The organism is Pseudomonas sp. Irchel s3f10 (assembly GCF_900187515.1).
In the GTDB taxonomy this organism is placed as follows: Bacteria; Pseudomonadota; Gammaproteobacteria; order Pseudomonadales; family Pseudomonadaceae; genus Aquipseudomonas; species Aquipseudomonas tensinigenes.
This window is the reverse complement of sequence record NZ_FYDZ01000003.1, coordinates 287,879-306,082: the sequence shown is the minus strand read 5'-3', so window position 1 is coordinate 306,082 and position 18,204 is coordinate 287,879. Positions and strand designations below refer to the sequence as shown.

The 18,204-nt window shown below is 54.6% G+C and carries 16 protein-coding genes; all 16 read right to left on the bottom strand.

What is annotated here, in order from left to right; all coding sequences use genetic code 11:
- A complete protein-coding gene (locus tag CKW17_RS29790; RefSeq protein ID WP_256586220.1) occupies positions 1-129 on the bottom strand; it encodes a hypothetical protein in 129 nt (42 codons plus the stop codon).
- Between the two features lie 38 nt (positions 130-167).
- Positions 168-716: a hypothetical protein gene (locus CKW17_RS10520; protein ID WP_095119797.1), complete on the bottom strand. Its 549-nt coding sequence runs from the start codon at positions 714-716 to the stop codon at positions 168-170.
- A 19-nt stretch (positions 717-735) separates the two neighbouring features.
- Positions 736-1,107: a hypothetical protein gene (locus CKW17_RS10515; RefSeq protein WP_095119796.1), complete on the bottom strand. Its 372-nt coding sequence runs from the start codon at positions 1,105-1,107 to the stop codon at positions 736-738.
- A gap of 4 nt (positions 1,108-1,111) precedes the next feature.
- A complete protein-coding gene (locus CKW17_RS10510; RefSeq protein ID WP_095119904.1) occupies positions 1,112-1,567 on the bottom strand; it encodes a hypothetical protein in 456 nt (151 codons plus the stop codon).
- 88 nt (positions 1,568-1,655) lie between these two features.
- The gene (locus CKW17_RS10505) at positions 1,656-2,408 is read right to left on the bottom strand and encodes a hypothetical protein (protein ID WP_238785182.1); all 753 of its coding nucleotides are present in this window, start codon (positions 2,406-2,408) and stop codon (positions 1,656-1,658) included.
- Positions 2,401-2,889 (bottom strand): cell division protein, encoded by a 489-nt coding sequence (locus CKW17_RS10500; protein ID WP_095119795.1) that lies wholly within the window; start codon positions 2,887-2,889, stop codon positions 2,401-2,403. The genes CKW17_RS10505 and CKW17_RS10500 overlap by 8 nt, the downstream gene beginning before the upstream one ends.
- 138 nt (positions 2,890-3,027) lie before the next feature.
- Positions 3,028-4,392: a lysozyme inhibitor LprI family protein gene (locus tag CKW17_RS10495; RefSeq protein WP_095119902.1), complete on the bottom strand. Its 1,365-nt coding sequence runs from the start codon at positions 4,390-4,392 to the stop codon at positions 3,028-3,030.
- Positions 4,393-4,412: 20 nt separating this feature from the next.
- Entirely contained in the window at positions 4,413-4,874 is a 462-nt protein-coding gene (locus tag CKW17_RS10490) for a hypothetical protein (RefSeq protein WP_095119794.1), read from the bottom strand.
- 38 nt (positions 4,875-4,912) lie between these two features.
- Entirely contained in the window at positions 4,913-5,842 is a 930-nt protein-coding gene (locus CKW17_RS10485) for a type IV pilus biogenesis/stability protein PilW (protein ID WP_095119793.1), read from the bottom strand.
- 211 nt (positions 5,843-6,053) lie between these two features.
- A complete protein-coding gene (locus CKW17_RS10480; RefSeq protein ID WP_095119792.1) occupies positions 6,054-6,782 on the bottom strand; it encodes a hypothetical protein in 729 nt (242 codons plus the stop codon).
- Between the two features lies 1 nt (position 6,783).
- Complete coding sequence (locus tag CKW17_RS10475) at positions 6,784-9,834, bottom strand: hypothetical protein (protein WP_176470056.1); 3,051 nt, start codon at positions 9,832-9,834, stop codon at positions 6,784-6,786.
- 16 nt (positions 9,835-9,850) lie between these two features.
- Positions 9,851-10,864 carry a tetratricopeptide repeat protein gene (locus tag CKW17_RS10470; protein WP_095119791.1) on the bottom strand — a complete coding sequence of 338 codons (1,014 nt, stop codon included), beginning with the start codon at positions 10,862-10,864 and terminating at the stop codon, positions 9,851-9,853.
- A 5-nt stretch (positions 10,865-10,869) separates the two neighbouring features.
- Positions 10,870-12,906, bottom strand: a complete 2,037-nt coding sequence (locus tag CKW17_RS10465) for a type VI secretion system tip protein VgrG (protein WP_095119790.1) — start codon at positions 12,904-12,906, stop codon at positions 10,870-10,872.
- 28 nt (positions 12,907-12,934) lie between these two features.
- Entirely contained in the window at positions 12,935-13,936 is a 1,002-nt protein-coding gene (locus CKW17_RS10460) for a serine/threonine-protein kinase (protein WP_095119789.1), read from the bottom strand.
- Positions 13,933-14,661, bottom strand: a complete 729-nt coding sequence (locus CKW17_RS10455; protein WP_038359322.1) for a PP2C family serine/threonine-protein phosphatase — start codon at positions 14,659-14,661, stop codon at positions 13,933-13,935. Before CKW17_RS10455 ends, CKW17_RS10460 begins: the two co-directional genes overlap by 4 nt.
- Entirely contained in the window at positions 14,661-18,200 is a 3,540-nt protein-coding gene (gene tssM, locus CKW17_RS10450) for a type VI secretion system membrane subunit TssM (protein WP_095119788.1), read from the bottom strand. Before tssM ends, CKW17_RS10455 begins: the two co-directional genes overlap by 1 nt.
- Between the last annotated feature and the right edge of the window lie 4 nt (positions 18,201-18,204).

The window sequence follows — 18,204 nt, the reverse complement described above, 5'->3', positions numbered from 1 at the left end:
TCACTGTTTCAGTCCCTGAATTTCAGATCGCTCAACGACGCGTTGCGGAATCTTCTGCGCTTTACCGGCGGCACTCATCGCGTCGCGGTATTCGCGGTAATAACGCTGCGCTTCTTCTTGCCGAGACATTGGTAGCGCTGAACAAACTGCTGATCATCAACACCCACTTAAGGCTGGCCATAGACGATCCTCTTCACCACCGGGCTTTCTGACATTAACTGTCTCTTCGTAACGCCATAGGCCTTGATCAGCTCTTCCCGAGATCCCTTCGAGCCAAAAGAGCGTTGGTTATTATCGAAGCTGTATTGCTCCAATCGCCCTGCTGTCGAGTAATACCCATGCCACTCCGCGCAGGCACCACAACCGCCATATCCGCCTATCGAAACAAGACTGCCCTTGGTGCCCTCCACGCAATCCATCGCCACAACGACATTGCTCAACATCTTCGTCTTCGCACCATCGGAAGTGAGTTGTGAAACTTTGCTGATATCGCGTCGAAGCACCTTGCTACCGATGTTGATGGTCTGGTCGGAGCAGACCGGGATGACGTGGGTTTCCGTGTCCTGCACTGTCACGGATCGGCAGGACGAAACCAACACCACTTCAACACCGCCACACTGCATGACATCGCGTTGGGTGTAAGCATCCGTCGGCGCGGCGAAGGCTGGGGAAGAGAACAACCATGCCAGGCTCCCGGCGAACAAAAGCTGATTCATTGAGAAATCCTTTTCGCCGTTAGCCGGCCTTTTGTTTTGTCAGGCACTTTGCATAGCCGTCCGCAAACTTGGCGTCGAATGACAACGCCACCGGTTCATCCAACTCGGCCGAGGTGTTGAGCAATTCGTGGGTAGCCGGGGTGTATTTGATCCAGCCAATCGTGCCGCTGCCGTCGGTGTCGAAAAACAGCTGAGCGCGCACTACTTCACCGTCGTCCTCGTCGATCAGCAAATTGACCTTGTGCTTGCCGACATAACGAAACGGAAAATCGCTGCTCCTGACAAGCTCAGTAAGGTAGCCGTAGCAACTCCCTTCACTGGCAGTCGCGGGCAGTGAATGAGATAAAAACAAAAGCGCAATCAGCACAGGCCGAATGAAAAACCAGTTCATCCACTCACTCCTCATCCATCGGCGACGATTCCACATCGGTCGTGCTCAGCAGCCGGAATTCGTTGTTCACAAATTCGTAGTAACGGTCCCGGTTACCACTTTCCAAAGCATTCCCCTGCGCATCTTCTTCGCCGTCGAGCGTGATGCCGGACACGATGATCAAGCGGCTGTCGGGCTGGTAAACCATGCCGAACGTGCTGCCGTCGTAAGCATTCGGCAGACCGCCAACTACTTCACCGGTCTGGGCGTCCAGCACTTCGCCGCAAATGGCGCTACCGCCACAACCGAGCCTGTGCAGGATGTAATGGCCGGCGAAGTTGACCTTGCCTTTCAGGGCTTGCACCCGTGTCTGATCCATCATTGGGCTGCTGTTCTCTTGCGGCACCAGCTTATGGTTGGGGCCGGTGAAAACTGGCGTGACGGTGTAATCCTTGAAGGTTGGATCGGCAGCGAATGCCATGGACGCGGCAGCCAATATCAAGCTGCCGAGAAGAACTGAAAATCCTTTCACGCTGTAGCTCCATCTATGCAATGCATCATCAACATCCTCACTCGAAGGTGATGCTCCGCACTGCTGTTTTGATTTTTTCAAATCCCTCAGCGCTTATCGCCAACGGGGCTGATGAGCCCGACTCTGCCGAACCAATCAGCACCTGTTCGTTATGCATAAGGCAGAAGGTGATGCGACTGAACAGACGTCGACTTTTATCGTGATAACCGATGATGAATCCTGACGACTTTGTCCCCTCCAGCGACTCGAACGTGTAGGTTTGCGGATCCCCCGCCAACAATGTCGGGCTCCAGCCGTGATCAGTCAAAGTTGCCGGACACTTGAGGTTGTTGGCTTCACGCAACAGCTGCACCTCAATCGAGTCATCAGACGGCAACTTCTGAGCAGTGAGGGCGGAAAAATTCCCCGCGTTTTCACACATAACACCAAACCATGGCTCGCTCAGACCTGCTGACTTTTCGAAATTCCACTCAGCGCTGTTTGAGCTTGACGCCTGCCACAACTGCGGCGCGTTCAATGTGTTGGGAAGTTGTTTTGTCGCAACGAATACCAGATCAGGCGAATTGAACTGCAGCCATTGATCTTGCGTAAGCGTCATGGAAAACCGGCAGGGTGTCATCACGACCAAAGCGGTGATTGGCCCTTTAGCCGCCTGCGATTGACCGGAAGCATTACCGACCAACACGGTCTTGTCGGCAATTGCATGATTAACCTGCGTGAGTGCAAAACCAAACAGCAGTCCGCGTAGGTATCGAGGTTTTATGAGACTTATCGGTGATACATCAGCCACGGCTCGGGTCGCTCGATACGATCTCGCAAATGCCTTTCCGACAGTCATGTCGATAGAGCCAAAATAGCGGCGGCAACAATGCGAGCAGCGCAAAACCGTCAAGCCACAGGTGCGACCAAACTTCCTTTTGCGCCGAGAGCCACATGTCCTGCGGCGCCCATAACAGGATGCCGGCGCTCAACCAGCCCCAGACTGCCGGGGCTTTCAAGCGATCGCCCAAGTGCACCAGCGCGAGCATGTACAGCGAATAACTTTGCAGCGTCGCGCCGAACAGCGCGAGCCACCAGACTTGTTGTTCGTGGCCGGCGGCGGGCACCGGGTCGGCGCCCCAGAATGCGAGTTCGAGGGTGTGCAGATAGCCGTCGAGTAAACCGGAATGCCCGGCCCAGGTCAGGGTGAGTCCGGCGAGTATGTGCACGATTGCGGCGGCGTATAACCAGAGTACTAACGCGGGGCGAAGGGAGATCGAGGGGGCTGGCATTCCGTGTCCTGAGCGCATTCCTTGGGGGTGGGGAGTTTAAAGGAAAATCGCGGTCGTCAGATGCTCAAAAACTAAACGTTTTACCGGACGGATTCAGACCCAACGACTGCGAAAACGCATCAGACATGACCCGGCATTTCAGATGCAGTGACTGGCCTTGATAGGTTCAGCGCCCTGCGATCCCAATCGCCCCACGTTGAAGATGCCCAACTGATTACCTTTGTCAGCCGCCATCTGATAACAGGCTAACGCCCGGGACATATCCTTCGTTCCAAACTCGCCACCTTCAAAGGTCGAGGCCAGATAATTCATCGCATCAGCTGAGCCCATGGAAATAGCACGAATAACCTGCTCTTTTGCCTGCTCGGGATGGAGGCAAAGGCCGTTATAGTCGGTCGAGTTTCCTGAACAAAGAAACGTGGCATAGGCCAACGCGCCACTCGGTATTTTCGAGGCCGCTTTGAATAGCGCCTCAACCTTCGGGGTTTCCAACTGAGACGCCATTTGCGAAAGGCTTAGGCTTGCCGCCGACAGGCTCGCCTGTGCATCACTCGATTCTGCAGCACACACAAAATTTTCCAGCGACGCTTCAATCAACTCCACAGTCAGCGGATATTGCTCAAGAAACCCCAGCCCACCTAGCGCTTCGGCACGCTGATAACAGAAGTTCTCGGCGCGGCTCATTCCCGGGTTATCTGTTGCGACAAGATCCTTCTCGCTGATCGACCAATCCTCAATCCCCTCAAGCACCCAGCACGCCTGACGAGAGAAGTTGAAGATTTTCACATTGCTGTTGCCTGCCCTTTTATCCACAACGTTGACGTGACTGTCGTCGACCTCTTCGATCTCGACTCCAGGTGTCTTGCCGGGTGTAATGGCGGCCATCAGCGGGTAGGTGAACGTTGTTCCACTAACACCGGAGGTCGAAGGTTCAAAGGTACTTCGATCCTTTCCCGCCACCGGTTTCAACACCAGGGACTTGACCGTCATCGCAGTGAGACGGCGTTGTGATTCGCTGTTGGCGGAAAACGCTGCCAGGAAAGGCGCGAACTCCTCCGAGGGGCAAGCGTCGCTGGTGGGAGCCGTCGAAGCGTTCTTGTCGGATGAAAGTACAGGGACGATCTTGTCCAGATACTCCGAACGCTCACGACTCATTCTGGCGATACACGAGTTAACGGCGAACACATGCGCCGGCATCCCCGTCTCGATTTCGAATGCCTCCAAAGGGCAGTTCGCATCGCGCAACTTCAACCACGCACGTTGCGACTCTTTGACCTTCGCGGCGTACTCCGCGCCCAATGCCGGATCTGCTCGATAGTCAGACTCAAGTCGCGTCATCAGCTGCTTGTAGCTGACATTCAACTGCGCATCGGCAGCCTTCTTCGCCGCCTCCGAGCAGGACACCATTTCCAGACTTGAGGTGACCTGGCTGCAGTCATCCTGCGCATAGACCGCTGAAGACGGCAGCAATACGGCCAGCAGGGTTAAAACAAAACGGTTCACTGTGTTCATCCTTGAGTCATTCAGGTTTTGCGTTTGGTGAATCGGGTGATGCATTGCTTGGGTATGTTCATTTCCCAGTAGGTGCTGAGCAACGCTTTACGCTTTTTGTCGACGCGCAGGTTAACGAAGCCATCGCCGCAGTCCGGTTGCAACTCTTCGAAGGTGCCGGTTTTGACTTGGTAAATGAACACCCGGTAGTAGTGGTAAGTGCCCATACCGTCATCGAGTTGCCAGACCGCGAAATCCTGGGCGCCGTCGAAATTGAAATCGTCGAACTGCAGATGGAGTTCGTTTTCGGCTTCAAAATCGATTGTTCGCGACTCGCTGTGCGTTTCGCTTTTAACCGCGATGTTCAGCTTGGAGCCTTCGAGAACCAGCGTCGCGTCGACGCCTTTGGTTGGACTGAACGTGGTGGTTTGGGCTAACGCCGGGATCGTCCACATCAGGCCGAGCAGTGATACCGCTAGAGTTTTGAATTGCATGTACTCGCCCTACTCCTCCCCGTGAAACGCGGCTCGTCTCAATTGCAGTTTTCTCGAGATTTCGCTGCCTGCGGAATACGTTCACCCTTTCCGTTCATTGTCATTTTTTCGATGTATTCCTTATAAAGCGGACATGCGTCGGACTTCATTCCGATATCCCAATAAGCATCTGCCAAATTCAATGTTGCAACGACTCTCTCCGGAAACTTTTTATGAATCCCCCTCAAAAGCAAAGCAGCTAAAACATTGTTTTTGCTACGATACAAATAATAAGCATAGTCATTTAGAGGCCCGACATTATCATTGGAAATTATCAACGTTAGCTCATACACCAGCTCTTGAGGAATACTCCTCCTTACCTTGTTACCGCTATCATCGAGCCCATAAAATAATTCTCCTTTTTCGCCCTGAGGAAGCTTACCAAGAATATATTTGAAGTCTTTCCTGATTTCTGCAAGCTGATCCTCATTACTCAAATAGCTAAAATCGGGCCCATTTTCGGGGAACTGAGAAAACAGGGTGCAACACGCCACACGCTGAACATTAAACTTTTGCGGAAATAGTGCTTCAACTGGTACCTTCTCACCACCCAAGGTATATTTTTCATTTCTACTAGGTTCCGCCCAAGTAGATTTTTTATAGAGAACCCAGTCTTTCCGCGCAGAATTCCATTTAAAACTATACTGCGTAAGATCAGTATTACGAGTATAAAAATCCAGCAACAACGAAAACTCACCTGGTAGATAACCTACAGATAACCCACCGTCTCCAAGTTCAAAAACCCCCGAAACTGACTTGTTACCCCCACCAATATCTATAGTAATTCGCGAAATTGTACCGTCATCCTCAAGTGGTCTAACACCATACGGATCGCAGATTCCATCCCCATTCAGCTCAGCCTCGCAGCTAGAGCTCGCATTGACCACTGACGCCAGGAGCGCGAAAACTAAAAAAGCTACCACTCTCATTCTACGGCCCCCTCAAGTGCAACTATGCGCGCTTCGGCGTATTGTTTAGCCGCTGAAAATAAAAATGGACAACAAAGGGTAAAAATGGGGACAGACCACGTTTTTCGGATCTTTTTTTAAAACGTGGTCTGTCCCCATTTCACATTCCTATCTTTAAGCATCGCACCAAGATCAAAACCGTCTAGCTTAAAGCAAAAATCCGCCCCTTAGATTAGAATAACTTATCTATAGCAACTTGATCGTACCTAGTAAACACCCCTCCCAATGCGCCGGAAGAAACATCGAAATAGATTGGGCGAGCCAAATCACCAACTTTATAAACAGAAAAAACTTGGCTTGAGCCAAATGAATGCTTTCCAGTCCCCTTTTCAATTACAGCTTCCGGCGCTGATACACTCAAATTATCTTTTGAGTTATATATTCTCGACAACTTTGCCTCACCCAGTGTTGACTCACTGACCTCCAGTGGCAACGGAGGCACTCTCAACAAAGGTTCGATAGCTATATTATCGGTTGAACTTTTCCACTCATCTGAAAATTCGTAAATCGCCTCATCATACTCCTCTGCAAGAGGTCGATTTAGTCCACATACCGCCTTGTTAATAAGAATTCCGTTCTGCTCATTACGTACATTTGCATAAATGCAATCTATGAAGACGTCCTTGGCATTTCTCATCAGTGTAAAATAAGCTTCAAATGTTGAGCGGGACGCCAAATTTTCATAATGTAGGGCTTTCCCCCCATTAAAGTCGACTAGTTCTCTGGTTGTTTCACCCTCACTACCAACAACGTTCTCGATCGTCCGGCTCCCGCCGGCCCAAGTCACGTTTAAACTTTTAGTCTTCGCATTCGCTAAATAAACGTCATCTTGGCCAGCCACAGAAATGCCAGAGACCATGAAAACTGAAAACATTAAAACAGCTTGAAACCTTAACTTCATACTATTTCGTCTCCGGAGCAGAAGAAGTCGCTCTTAAAATTGATTCAAATTTAACAGCGTAACTTGCAATAAGTTCTTTTCGGTCAGACCCATTGATAACCTTGCGAGCACCCTCATAATCTTTAGTTGAACTATTAACATAATCACTGAGCTTTTTGCCGGTAAAAATCCCTTCCTTCATACCCCATATCATGATCGGTATCGAATTTTCGAATCCCGCAGCCTCATCAGGCCTATTCACAAAGTCAATACCGAAATGATCCTTAGCCTTTTGATAGTTTTTCTTCCACGTCAAATGAACAAGGCCTCGACCGCGATACTTAAAACCATCGCCTTGTACTGTATTGCCATTCGCGATTGCTGTTTGCCGGCCTTCTTCGGAACTCGCAAGAACAGGATCATACTTATTAAAATAAGAAACCTCACCATATTCTGGAGCCACACTAAAATACTCAGGTATCATAAATTGATAAGCCTCATGCCGAGCAGTCGCAAACATATAAGACCATTCATATATGGTGTATACTTCTTTCGTTTCATCTATATATTTATTTATATGCTCAGCAATTTTTTGCAAATTAACTCTTGAGTTTGGAGTGAAAGCAGGAACATTTGGTTGAAATGACGCATGCTGTTCAGCGTACATCGCTACAAATCGCTCAACATCTATGAGCTGCGACCGGCTCATGAAATTACTCAACATTTCTATAGGATGGAAATGCCAAACCAGATCTGTATCTACGACAGCCTTCCCAATTAGGTCTTCCCAAAACACGTATTTCGTGATCCTTTCTTTTTCGTGTTTCAGCGTTTTCGGAGAATTTTCCAATAGCTGATCAAGTCTGCTCCACTTTTGAGCATCTGCTTTTTCTTTCCACTCAGTCGGATGATGGGCCACCAGCCTGGACCACTGCGAGCGCGTATCAGGTTTTTTCAAAGCCTCGGCCAACTCGGTTGGATCGACTTCCCCGCTCTGGTCTTTATCGATCTTCGCAAACAGATCCTGAAAGAACGTAGGCATATCTTTCGGATCGAGAAACCCGTCCGCTGTCGCATTGGTTTCTTCGACGATCTGAAACCCCAGCTTTTCCCAATCATGCTGAGTGATGATTTGTGCACCGGCTTTCTTGACCAGACCATTGACGGCCTGAGCATTGTCGGTAACGGTCACATCGTAGTAATCGTCGGCACCCACTTTGATGACCGGCGTCTTGTTCAAATCAACCGCATGTTCCGTTTTCAGCAGCGTACTGTCAGTCGCAGGTGCTTTTTTCTTCAGCTCACCTCCGACCGGCAAATACAGGTATTGCTTGCCGATCTTCAGCCCAACCGTATTCTTGAGGAAGTCTTTTACATCGGCTTCGGCAGTAAATATCTCGACGTGTACTTGATACTTACTTGCTACACCGCCATCTTCGCCGGTCAGATTTTCAGTCAATCCCAGATAACCGATCGGATCTCCCGCCTTGATTCCGGTACTGGCAGGTTCTACAGAATTGAAGCTACTCGGGATTACATCCCAGGCAACATATTCGTTTTCCACAATCGCCCAGAAGCTGGGAGGAAGGCTTCCATCCCCAGCCAAGCTACCGCTGCTCGTACATTTCGCCATTCGACGAATTGTCCCTGCAACATTGAGGTTCAGTACCTCTTTGCTTTCAAATTCAACCGAACTTTGAGGGTTAAGTTGCAGCGAGCCAATCTTATCACCGGCATTCTGCCCATTTTGGGCAGAGATAGGACCCTGATAAAGATCCAATCTTGTCAACGCGGTTCCTTTCACCTTACCTTGCCAATATTTTGGCTTTAAACGCTCCGGGATCGGGTCTGCCAGCCATATACGTGCGGGTTTGGAGTTTTTGTAGGGTTCTCCATCTTTCAAGTATGCGAACCAGACCTCTTTGCCAGCCTCGCGAACTTTGTGGCCACTCTTTTTAACGCTACCTGACAGGATTTTCCCTTTCGCATAGGTGACGTTGCCTAAGTCCTTTTGATCCAATATCTCAAGTTTGGTCCCCGCAACGAGCTTGCCAACGTTCTGAACGCTACTGGATTCAGGGAAATCGTCGTAAGCGTTGAAGTCACTTACTTTCATGGTCACTTTAGGCTTCGGAGTTTCTTCCTCAGTCAGTGGATAACGTTTGAAGGGCAGAAGGTGCATGTACAAGCTGTAGAAATTCAACTTGTTTTGCTTGCCTTTACTCGGTCCTTCTTCTGGGTTTGGCGCAGATTTATACTCATGTCGCACCAAACAAAATGAGTTGGAATACTTCAGTTTCTTCTCATTTTCACCGAACGTAGATTCCAGATAATCTTCGTTAAGGCGATAGGCCACGACTTCACCATCAGCCATACAACGAATCGGTTCGTTCAAAATACATTGAGGTGCGCTGGCATTGCTGATGTGAATCCCACCGTGCCAGAACTTGTTACTCCCCAGCAAATAATGCCCGGATGTTTCATTCTCAAGTACCTTATATACTTCTTCCGCATCAGAAAACTGTTTACCGTCTGCTTTTCGAAATGGATATTGAAAATTCAATAACGGCACCGCTGCAGATGGAGCAGGTGCAGGTGCAGGTGCAGGTGCAGGGCTTGTACCTGTTCGAAAACTTTCCTTTGCTCTTAAGAATTTTGTAGCTTTCGGCCAATAGTAACTGGGTGGTTTGGGACCAAATATTGTTATCGCTGGCCCTGTACTATTTTGAGCACCAAATATGTGCCCAACTTCTGTAGCGGGGTTGTAGTCCTCGATAATCCCTGTATGAAAAATCGGATCACCTGGTTTGTTAGGAGTAGCATTTATCCATAAGGCGATGTCACCTCGCTTTACGCTCTGTGGCTCAATTGTTGTGTAGTAACTGGAAGTATCCATGTTACGGGTGTCTTCATACGGAATATTATATCCAGCGCCTGTCAGCAGCAGATTAACCATATGAGAACAGTCAATCTTTTTCTTACCGGCGGCGTTCGTTTGAAAACCATCGCCGCCCATTTTATAAACGTAGTCGCCACCGGTGTAGTTACTTTTTAAATCAAGTGGTTCAGTCATTTCTGCTTCCTGCAAATTAGTAGCAATAGCTGCTGTCTTCAGCTGATTGCGCTTTCAATCGATTAAAATTTTTCAGGGCAGTTTCATTACCGTTATCCGCTGCCAAGCGATAGCAGGCCAGTGCTCTTGATAAATCCAGGGTTACTAGCCCTCCCGTTTCGAAGGAGTAACCTAAATAGTTCATTGCATCCGTCGACCCCATTGAGGCAGCACGAATAAGTTCTTTTTCGGCCTCATCGGGGTGTTGGCAAGCACCTTCTGCGGATGAGTTGTTTCCGTAACAATAAAATGTCGATAGAGAAGCTGCGCCATCCGCGAGGGTTGTTGCCGCAGCTTTGAAAAGCGACTCAACCTTGCCTGATTCCAACTGCGGTGCCATGCCAGAGAGGCTCAAACTCGCAGCATCCAAACTCGCCTGAGGATCCCCCGAAGCAGCGGCGCAAACATAGTTTTCCAACGCGGCCTCGAAAAACTCTCCTGTCAGATAATACTTTTCCAGTCCACCTAGACCTTCGAAACTCCGCGCGCGTTGATAGCAAATGCTCTCGGCCGTACTCATGGTCGGAGAACCCGATACAACAAGGTCTTTCTCACTAATCGACCAATCCTCAACACCTTCCAGAACCCAACACGCCTGGCGAGAAAAGCTAAAGATCTTGATGTTGCTATTACCTGCACGCTTATCAACAACGTTGAAATGACTGTCGTCAACCGCTTCGACCTCGACACCTTCGGTCTTTCCTGTGGCTACGGGTGCCATCAGTGGAAATGCCAACGTCGAACTCTTAACCCCCGTCGTTTGCGGATCAAAGCTTCCGCTCTCCCCGGTAGGTTTCAACACCAGCGACTTCACCGTCATCGCAGTCAACCGCTGCTGAGTTTCGGCATTCGCAGAAAACGCCGGCAGAAACCGGGAAAAATCCTCGGACGGACACTCATCCGCATAAGCGCTGCCATGAAACAGGCTCAACAGCGACGCGGTGAAAACCGCGATCGCGATGCCATTGCTCTTCTTCAAAACTCCATTCATGTCGATCACTCAGAAAACACAAAAAAAGCCTTCGGCTTAACCTTCTCAGGCGGTGCATTCAACAACGCCTGATCCATCAAACTCCCCGCCTTATCCTTATCCGCCGCCCCCGGCAGCACCGGCGGCTTAATCCCAATGCCCGTGCCCGACCCAGCCGACCCACCGGCATTGATTTTGATCACCGGCCCAACCACCGTGACCCCACCGCCATCCAGCTTGATAAAGCTCCCACCCCCAAGAATGGTCAGCTCCGTCCCCGCCTCAATAACAATCTTGTCCCCAGCCTTGAGGTGAATCTCTTTCCCCACGCTGGTCAGTTGCGCAGTCCCCAGCTTCACATGCTGGTTCTGCCCAATCGTGAGGTGATCATCCAGCTTCGCTTCAATCTTGCGGTCGGCAATCGTGGTGCGGTGTTCTTCAGCCTTCAGCTCGGTGTAGGTGTTCTTCACCACCGTGTCGTGACGTTCATTACCGACCCGAATCTTCTGGTCATGCTCAACGTTTTCATCCCAATCGCGCTGCGCATGGATGTAGATCTGCTCCGCACCTTTCTTGTCTTCGATGCGCAGTTCGTTGTACCCACCGCCACCCGGTGAGCTGAGCGTTTTGAACACGCTGCGCGTCTTGTTCGCCGGCAAAGCGTACGGCACCGGGTTTTCCTTGTGGTACAGGCAACCGGTGACGAGGGGTTGGTCGGGATCGCCTTCGAGGAAGGTGACGAGGACTTCCATGCCGATGCGCGGGATGCTGATGGCGCCGTAGCGGTCGCCGGCCCAGGAGCTGGATACGCGCAGCCAGCAGCTGGTTTTGTCGTCGGCCTGGCCTTCGCGGTCCCAGTGGAACTGGACTTTGATGCGGCCGTATTGGTCGCAGTGGATTTCTTCGCCTTTGGGGCCGGTGACCATGGCGGTCTGGCTGCCGAGTACGCGTGGTTTCGGGTGTTCGAGGGCCGGGCGGTAGAACACGTCCCAAGGGGTGGCGAGGAAGGTGTTGCGGTAGCCCTGATGGAAGTCGTCTTTGTTGTCGGTGGTGTCGCTGGTCACGCCTTCTTCGAGGACTTGCGGCTGCTTGCCTTCGTGGAAGATTTCGGTGAGCAACCACAGGTCATTCCACTCGGTGCGCGGGTGGTCGGACATTTCCATGAAGTGGCCGCTGACCAGTTTGGTCTGGTCGCCGCGACCTTCGGCCTGACGATAGTCGGCGCGGTGGCGTTCGAGGGCGCGCTGGCTGAGGAACTTGCCACGGGCGCGGTCGATGAAGCGGCCGGGGTAGTCGTAGTCTTCGAGATCCGGCTCAGTGCTCTCGCCTTCGGGTTTGTAGGCGGCTTCCATTTGCAGGCGCGGTTTTTCGAAGTCGTAGTCGCGGCGTGTGGTGCGGCTGGTGCGGGTTTCCAGGCGCAGCTTGAAGCCTTTGATCACCGGCTCTTCGGCGACCATGCCGCTGCCTTGCACGTACGCGGTCGGCTGGCCGAGGTCGGGGAACACGGTCTGGTCGTCGCCGAACACCAGCAGGTGGCCTTTGTCGCTGTGCTGGAAGTGGTAGTGAATGCCTTCCTCTTCGCACAGGCGCTGGACGAAGTGCAGGTCGGTTTCGTCGTATTGCACGCAGTAGTCGCGATCCGGGCACGGCTGGCTGAGCTGGAAGCTGTAGGCGTTGCCCTTGATGCCGTGTTCTTCGAGGATCAGCGCGATGATTTTCGGCGCTGACATCTGCTGGTAGATGCGCTGGTTGGTGCGGTGATGCAGGTATTGCAGTTGCGGCACCATCGACACTTTGTAGCGGGTCAGGCGCTTTCCGGCATCGCCTTGGGCAACACGGTAGATCTGGCCGTGGATGCCCGAGCCTTGTGGATCGAATGCGAGAAACGCCTGCTTGTGCAGCAGTTGTTCGAGGTCCAGATCAGGGTTTTCGCTGACCAGTTCGAGGTCGAAACGAAACGGCTGGCTGATGCCTTCGGTGCCGGTGAACGACAGCACTTGCAGGTCGCCGACGTAGTCTTCGACCTTGAGGCTGAAGTGGGTTTCGTTAGCTGGGTTGAACATAAAGTGCTCCCTGTTCGAATGTCATCCGTTACGCCCGAAGTCGCAGACGTTGCAGCCAGGACGAAGTGGCGCCCAAGGCGTCACGCAATTGTTGGGCAGTGATGCTGCGTTCTGCCGGGTCGAAGCTCAGCGCGGTGCGCAGCGCTGGCCAGCCGTGTTTCGGTAAGTTCGCCGGCGCTTGCAGCTCGCGCTCCAGGTGCTCGTCGCGCGCCTGGGTCGAGGGCAAGCGGCGGAACGGGTGTTTGCCGCCCGCCAGTTCGTAGATCACGCAGGCCACGCCGTACACGTCCGCGCTGGCCGACAACGGTTGGCCCTCAAGCAGTTCGGGGGCGGCGTAGCCCGGGGTCCAGGCGTTGAAGCGTTCGCGGCTCAGGTGCGGCAGGCCGGGCATCACGCCCTCCTCTGCCTGGCCGAGACCGAAGTCGAAGAGGCGCAAGCCGTCTTCGCTGAGCATGACGTTGCTCGGTTTCATGTCACCGTGCAGCACGCCGCGACCGTGGGCGTAGGCCAGCGTGTCGAGCAGCGGCAGGACGATGTCGCGCAGTTCTTGCCACGGCAGGCCGAGGGGCCGCTCGCAGAGCAATTTGTCCAGGGTCAGGCCACGCATGTATTCCATGGTGATGAAGGCCCGCTGGCAGTCGGTGTCGACTTCAAAAGTGTGTGCACGCACGACGTTGTCGTGGCGCAGACGCCGGGTCAGGGCGAACTCGCTGTAGAGCAAGGCACTGGCGTCCGGCGATTCGGCAAATTCTTCGCTGAGGATTTTCAGCGCAATGTAAGGGTCGGGATCACCGAACTGTTCGTGCAGCAGATCCCGTGCCCGGTAAACGGCGCCCATGCCACCGGCCCCGAGCAGACGCTCGAGGTGGTAGCGACCGGCGAGTACATCCGGCAGTGCACCGATGCTGGCCTTGGTCGGCGCCAGCAAAGGTTCTGCTTTGTTCTCCTTGGCGAAGGCGAAGTAGGTCAGGTTGTTGGCCTGTTCTTCGCTCATCAGCAAGTCGTCGACTGAGGATTCGATTTCAGTCATTGGCGGATCACCACGGCTGTCAGGTTGTCGCGCGCGGCGCCACGCAGGGCGCCGTCGAACAAACGTTCCAGCGCCACGTGCGGCGCGCTGAGGCTGAGGGCGTTGCCGAGGGCATCGCTGCTCAGGCCCTGATACAAACCATCGCTGCAGAGCAAAAACGCATCGCCCGGATAGACCTCGAGTTCGAGGACATCCAGGGTCAGTTGTTCGGCGGCACCGACGGCTCGGGTCAAGGCCTGAGCCGCTGGGTGCGCTGCCGCTTGTTCGACGCTCATCTGTTGCTCGTCGATCAATTGTTGTTGCAGCGAATGGTCCTTGGACAGCTGATACAGCCGCTGCCCGCGCCACATGTAGCAACGGCTGTCGCCGGCCCAGATGCAGGCCGCGCGATTGCCTTCCACCAGCAGCGCGACGACGGTGCTGCCCATGATGCTGTCGTGGCGTCCGGCGGTGACCGTCAACTCCTGCCCCAAGCGCCGGTTCAGCCAGTGCAGGCACTGGCGGATGGCTTTGAGGCGTTCGTCGAAGTCCTCGTGTTGCGGCAGTTCAGCCAGGCTGGCGACGATCAACTGGCTGGCGATGTCGCCACCCTGATGACCGCCCATGCCGTCCGCGACCACCCACAGCCCCTGCTGTGGCGAGTCGAGGAAGGCATCTTCGTTGCGCGCCCGCACCTTGCCCGGGTCGGTACGCGCCGCGCTGCGCCAGGCACTGGCCACCAGCATCAGAGCTGCACCGGCATACGGAAGGTGCGCAGTACGCCCATGTCGAACGGGTTCGGCGTGCGCTGGCTGGTCAGCAGGTAGTTGGCGCGCAGACCACCTACATCGGCTTTCAGCACCAGCACGTCGCGACCGGTCAGGTACTCGGTCTGCATCAGGTCGAACAGACGGAACAGCGACCATGGGCCGGAGTTCTTCTCGATGCCGATCGGGCGCCCGGCCATTTTGTCCATGACCAGACTGGTGCGACCGTCTTCAGCATCGGTCGGCCATTTGAACGACATTGGCAGGATCGGACCGTGGCGGTATTCCATGGTCTTGTCGCCGAACTTGAACTCGGAACGGCTGACCGCCGGGTCGAGGGTGTACGGCTCCAGTTTGAACTGCACAGTCGGTTCGGCCGGGTTGATCGAGAAGAAGCTCTGACGAATCGTCAGCGCCGCCGCCATCTGGTCGAGATACATCTTCGATACCGGCAGGCTGTGACCGTCGACGCTGCGCATGCGGTAGTTGCCCGGATCGCCGCTGACAAACGGACGCATGTAGCTGTCGAAGAAACGGTCGACGGTGCCTTGAGCGCGGAAGAACTCGCGGAAATCGCTGATCGCCACGTCGCTGGTGCTGCTGGCGCTGAACGGATAACGCTTGCTGATGGTTTTGCCATACACGCTGTACAGCTCGTTCTGATAACGGCCGTTCAAGTATTGGTAAGCATCGTTGAGCACCAGACGCCAGGAGTCTTCAGCCAGCACGTTGAACCACACGCTCAGTGGACGCGGCAGACGACCGGAAGCATTGCGCAGGTTGGTCAGCGCATCACGCTGGCCGCTCATGCGGGTTTTCGCCATTTCGAACGCGGCTTGTTCCGGTGTGCTGGAACGGGCCAGACCGGCAAGTTGCAGTTGCAGGTCGTTGAGCGCGCTCAGTGCAGGCGTCAGGTCCGCCGCCGGGCCGTTGTTGTCATCGAGCAAACGATGCAACGGTTCGAAGCGGCGCTGCAGCGACTTCTTCGCGGTGTCCGGCAGGGTCTTCGCCACGTTCAGGGCCGAAGCCTTGTCCGCTGCGGCGGCGGCAAGTTTGCCAACCTTACCCAGTTTGCCTTTCTGCCCGGCCAGCGCATCAGCAGCGTCGCCAGCTTCTTCAACAGGATCTGCAGCGGCCTGGAAACGGGTGTTCTCACGCACTTCGGTGAGCAATGCCAGCACCGGCGAATTCGCCGAGGTCAGGCCCGCCAGCTGTTCGGCGCCTTCACCGGCGTCGCTGATCGGCGGCAGGGCAACCTGGCCAACCGCTTCGCTCCAATAGTTGGCGTAGTCGCGGAAGTACAGCTGCTCCAGCTCGACCATCAGACGACGCAAGTCCATGTCGCTGATGCCCGCGCCTTCGCCCAGCACCCAGTTGTCACGCAGGATGTCGGTAACCAGCGCCGAACCCTGTACCGAGAAATACTGCTGATAACCGGTTTGCGTGTAGAAACCCGGGATCACGTATTCGGTGCCGATAAACAGCGAGCCTTGTGGGCCGAGGTGTTGGCTGAAACGATAGTCCGGCAGGTTGCGCGCCTGCTCGCGGAGCATGCGGTAAACCACGGTGGCCAGCGATTCGCTGCGCAAAACCTGACGCGCCTGAGTGACCAATTGGTCGTTCAGCGGGTAGATAAACGGCTGCTTCAGCAGACGCTCCAGATGCGTGCTCAGACCGTTCTGTACGGCGGTGTTGCCGGTGTAGCGCGTCGACCAGTCAGTGGCGACCCAGTCCTTGAGCCACGCCGCATCGCGACGGTCCTTCATGTTCAACATCAGGTACGCACGCAGGCTGTTGAGCAGGCGGTCGCGGTCCTTCATGTTGGCGCGAATCTGCCCTTCGAGCATGGTCGCAACCCGTGGCAGCAGTTGCTTTTCAAGCTCGCGCTCGTAAGCCTCTTTGACCACTGGATTGACGTCTTCGCCCTGATACAGACCGCCACGCTCGTGGTACGAAACGTCGCCCTTCTTCGGGAACACCTGTGTCGCAGCGTAGCTGGTGTCGAGGGTTTTCAGCACGCCCATGGCGTCATCACGCGGCGACAATGCCGTGCGCTGCTGCGTCCAGTTCTGCGCCAGATTGCGCAGGTTTTCCAGGCGCTCGTAGTTGGCCGAGAAACCGCCCGCCCAGAGCATGCCGAACAGTGCCAGTGCCGCCAGTGCGCCAACATATAACGCACGTTGGCCCCAATGAATACGGCTGCGTTCGCGCTTGTCCAGACCGGCCAGGTCGGATTCCGGGAAAATCACCTGGCTGAACAAGTGGTGGATAAACCGCGAACGGCCGCTGCGCAGGGTCGGCAGCACGCCGGCGCTCATGCCGAGGCTGGCGCCGATGCCGGCGGTGGTCGCATCCATCTCTTGGGTCAGGTGCGGTGCGCTGGTCAGGTAGAAACCACGCAGCTGCGTGGCACGCTGATAACGGTTGCCAGTGAACGCCATGTCGACGAACAGGCACAGGCGCTCGCCGATCTGCCCCAGTTGATGCGGGAAATCGAGGATGCGGCCACGGCGCTGGGTATCGCGCTCGGAGTGCATGCGCATGATCACTTGGCTGTTGAGGCGACGCAGCAGCTCTTCGAACTCGTTGCGCAGCACAGCGACGTCGGTGCCGACCTGATCCTTGCGGAAGCTGGTGCCGAGCACCTGATCGCTTTCTTCGCGGGTCAATTGATCGAAGAACTCGTCGAAGCCCAGCAGCTTGTCAGCCTTGCTCAGGACCAGATACACCGGCACGTCGACGTGCAGTTTCTGATGCACGTCTTGCAGACGGCCGCGAACCTGGCGCGCGAGGGTGTCGATGTCCTGCTCACTGCCGCCGAGCAGGGTTTCCACCGGAATGGTCACCAGCACGCCGTTCAACGGACGCCCGCGACGGCGCTTGCGCAGCAGCTCCAGCAACGTCGTCCAGGCACCGCCGTCGACTTCCACATCCGGTTGCGTGGTGTAACGCCCGGCGGTGTCGATCAACACACCGTGGTCGGCGAAGTACCAGTCGCAATGACGGGTGCCGAGGGTGTCGCGGGTCAGCTTGCGGTCGATCTTGTTGATCGGAAATTCCAGACCGGAAAAATCCAGCAGGCTGGTCTTGCCGGAAGCCTGCGGACCGATCAGCAGGTACCACGGCAAGTCACTGCGCCAGCGCTCGCTGCGGCCGCGATACAGGCTCGACGTCTTCAGGGTTTTCAGCGCGTCTTTGAAGCGCGCCTTCAACTCTTTCTGCTCTTCGTCGATCAGCTCTTCGCGGCGAATGCGGTCCTGGCCGTCCTCGCTTTCTTCCTCGGCTTTCTTACGGATACCGCTGCGCCAGCTGACGAAGACCATGGTCAGGCCCCAGATCAGGAACAGCACAGCGATGGTCAGCAAGCGCGCGGTCGCGCTCTCCCAGAACTTGTAGTCATCAACCGCCAACAACGGGCCGACGAACCACACCAGCAGCGCCACGAACAGCACCAGCAGCAAAGTCCAGACCCAGGTCTGGCGCAGGAAGGCGCCGACTTTCTTGAAAAACTTTTTCATCACA

Coding starts and splice junctions, on each gene's coding strand:
- CKW17_RS29790 (WP_256586220.1), bottom strand. CDS start 129: ATGTCTCGGCAAGAAGAAGCGCAGCGTTATTACCGCGAATACCGCGAC.
- CKW17_RS10520 (WP_095119797.1), bottom strand. CDS start 716: ATGAATCAGCTTTTGTTCGCCGGGAGCCTGGCATGGTTGTTCTCTTCC.
- CKW17_RS10515 (WP_095119796.1), bottom strand. CDS start 1,107: ATGAACTGGTTTTTCATTCGGCCTGTGCTGATTGCGCTTTTGTTTTTA.
- CKW17_RS10510 (WP_095119904.1), bottom strand. CDS start 1,567: ATGGCATTCGCTGCCGATCCAACCTTCAAGGATTACACCGTCACGCCA.
- CKW17_RS10500 (WP_095119795.1), bottom strand. CDS start 2,889: ATGCCAGCCCCCTCGATCTCCCTTCGCCCCGCGTTAGTACTCTGGTTA.
- CKW17_RS10490 (WP_095119794.1), bottom strand. CDS start 4,874: ATGCAATTCAAAACTCTAGCGGTATCACTGCTCGGCCTGATGTGGACG.
- CKW17_RS10485 (WP_095119793.1), bottom strand. CDS start 5,842: ATGAGAGTGGTAGCTTTTTTAGTTTTCGCGCTCCTGGCGTCAGTGGTC.
- CKW17_RS10480 (WP_095119792.1), bottom strand. CDS start 6,782: ATGAAGTTAAGGTTTCAAGCTGTTTTAATGTTTTCAGTTTTCATGGTC.
- CKW17_RS10475 (WP_176470056.1), bottom strand. CDS start 9,834: ATGACTGAACCACTTGATTTAAAAAGTAACTACACCGGTGGCGACTAC.
- CKW17_RS10470 (WP_095119791.1), bottom strand. CDS start 10,864: ATGAATGGAGTTTTGAAGAAGAGCAATGGCATCGCGATCGCGGTTTTC.
- CKW17_RS10465 (WP_095119790.1), bottom strand. CDS start 12,906: ATGTTCAACCCAGCTAACGAAACCCACTTCAGCCTCAAGGTCGAAGAC.
- CKW17_RS10460 (WP_095119789.1), bottom strand. CDS start 13,936: ATGACTGAAATCGAATCCTCAGTCGACGACTTGCTGATGAGCGAAGAA.
- CKW17_RS10455 (WP_038359322.1), bottom strand. CDS start 14,661: ATGCTGGTGGCCAGTGCCTGGCGCAGCGCGGCGCGTACCGACCCGGGC.
- tssM (WP_095119788.1), bottom strand. CDS start 18,200: ATGAAAAAGTTTTTCAAGAAAGTCGGCGCCTTCCTGCGCCAGACCTGG.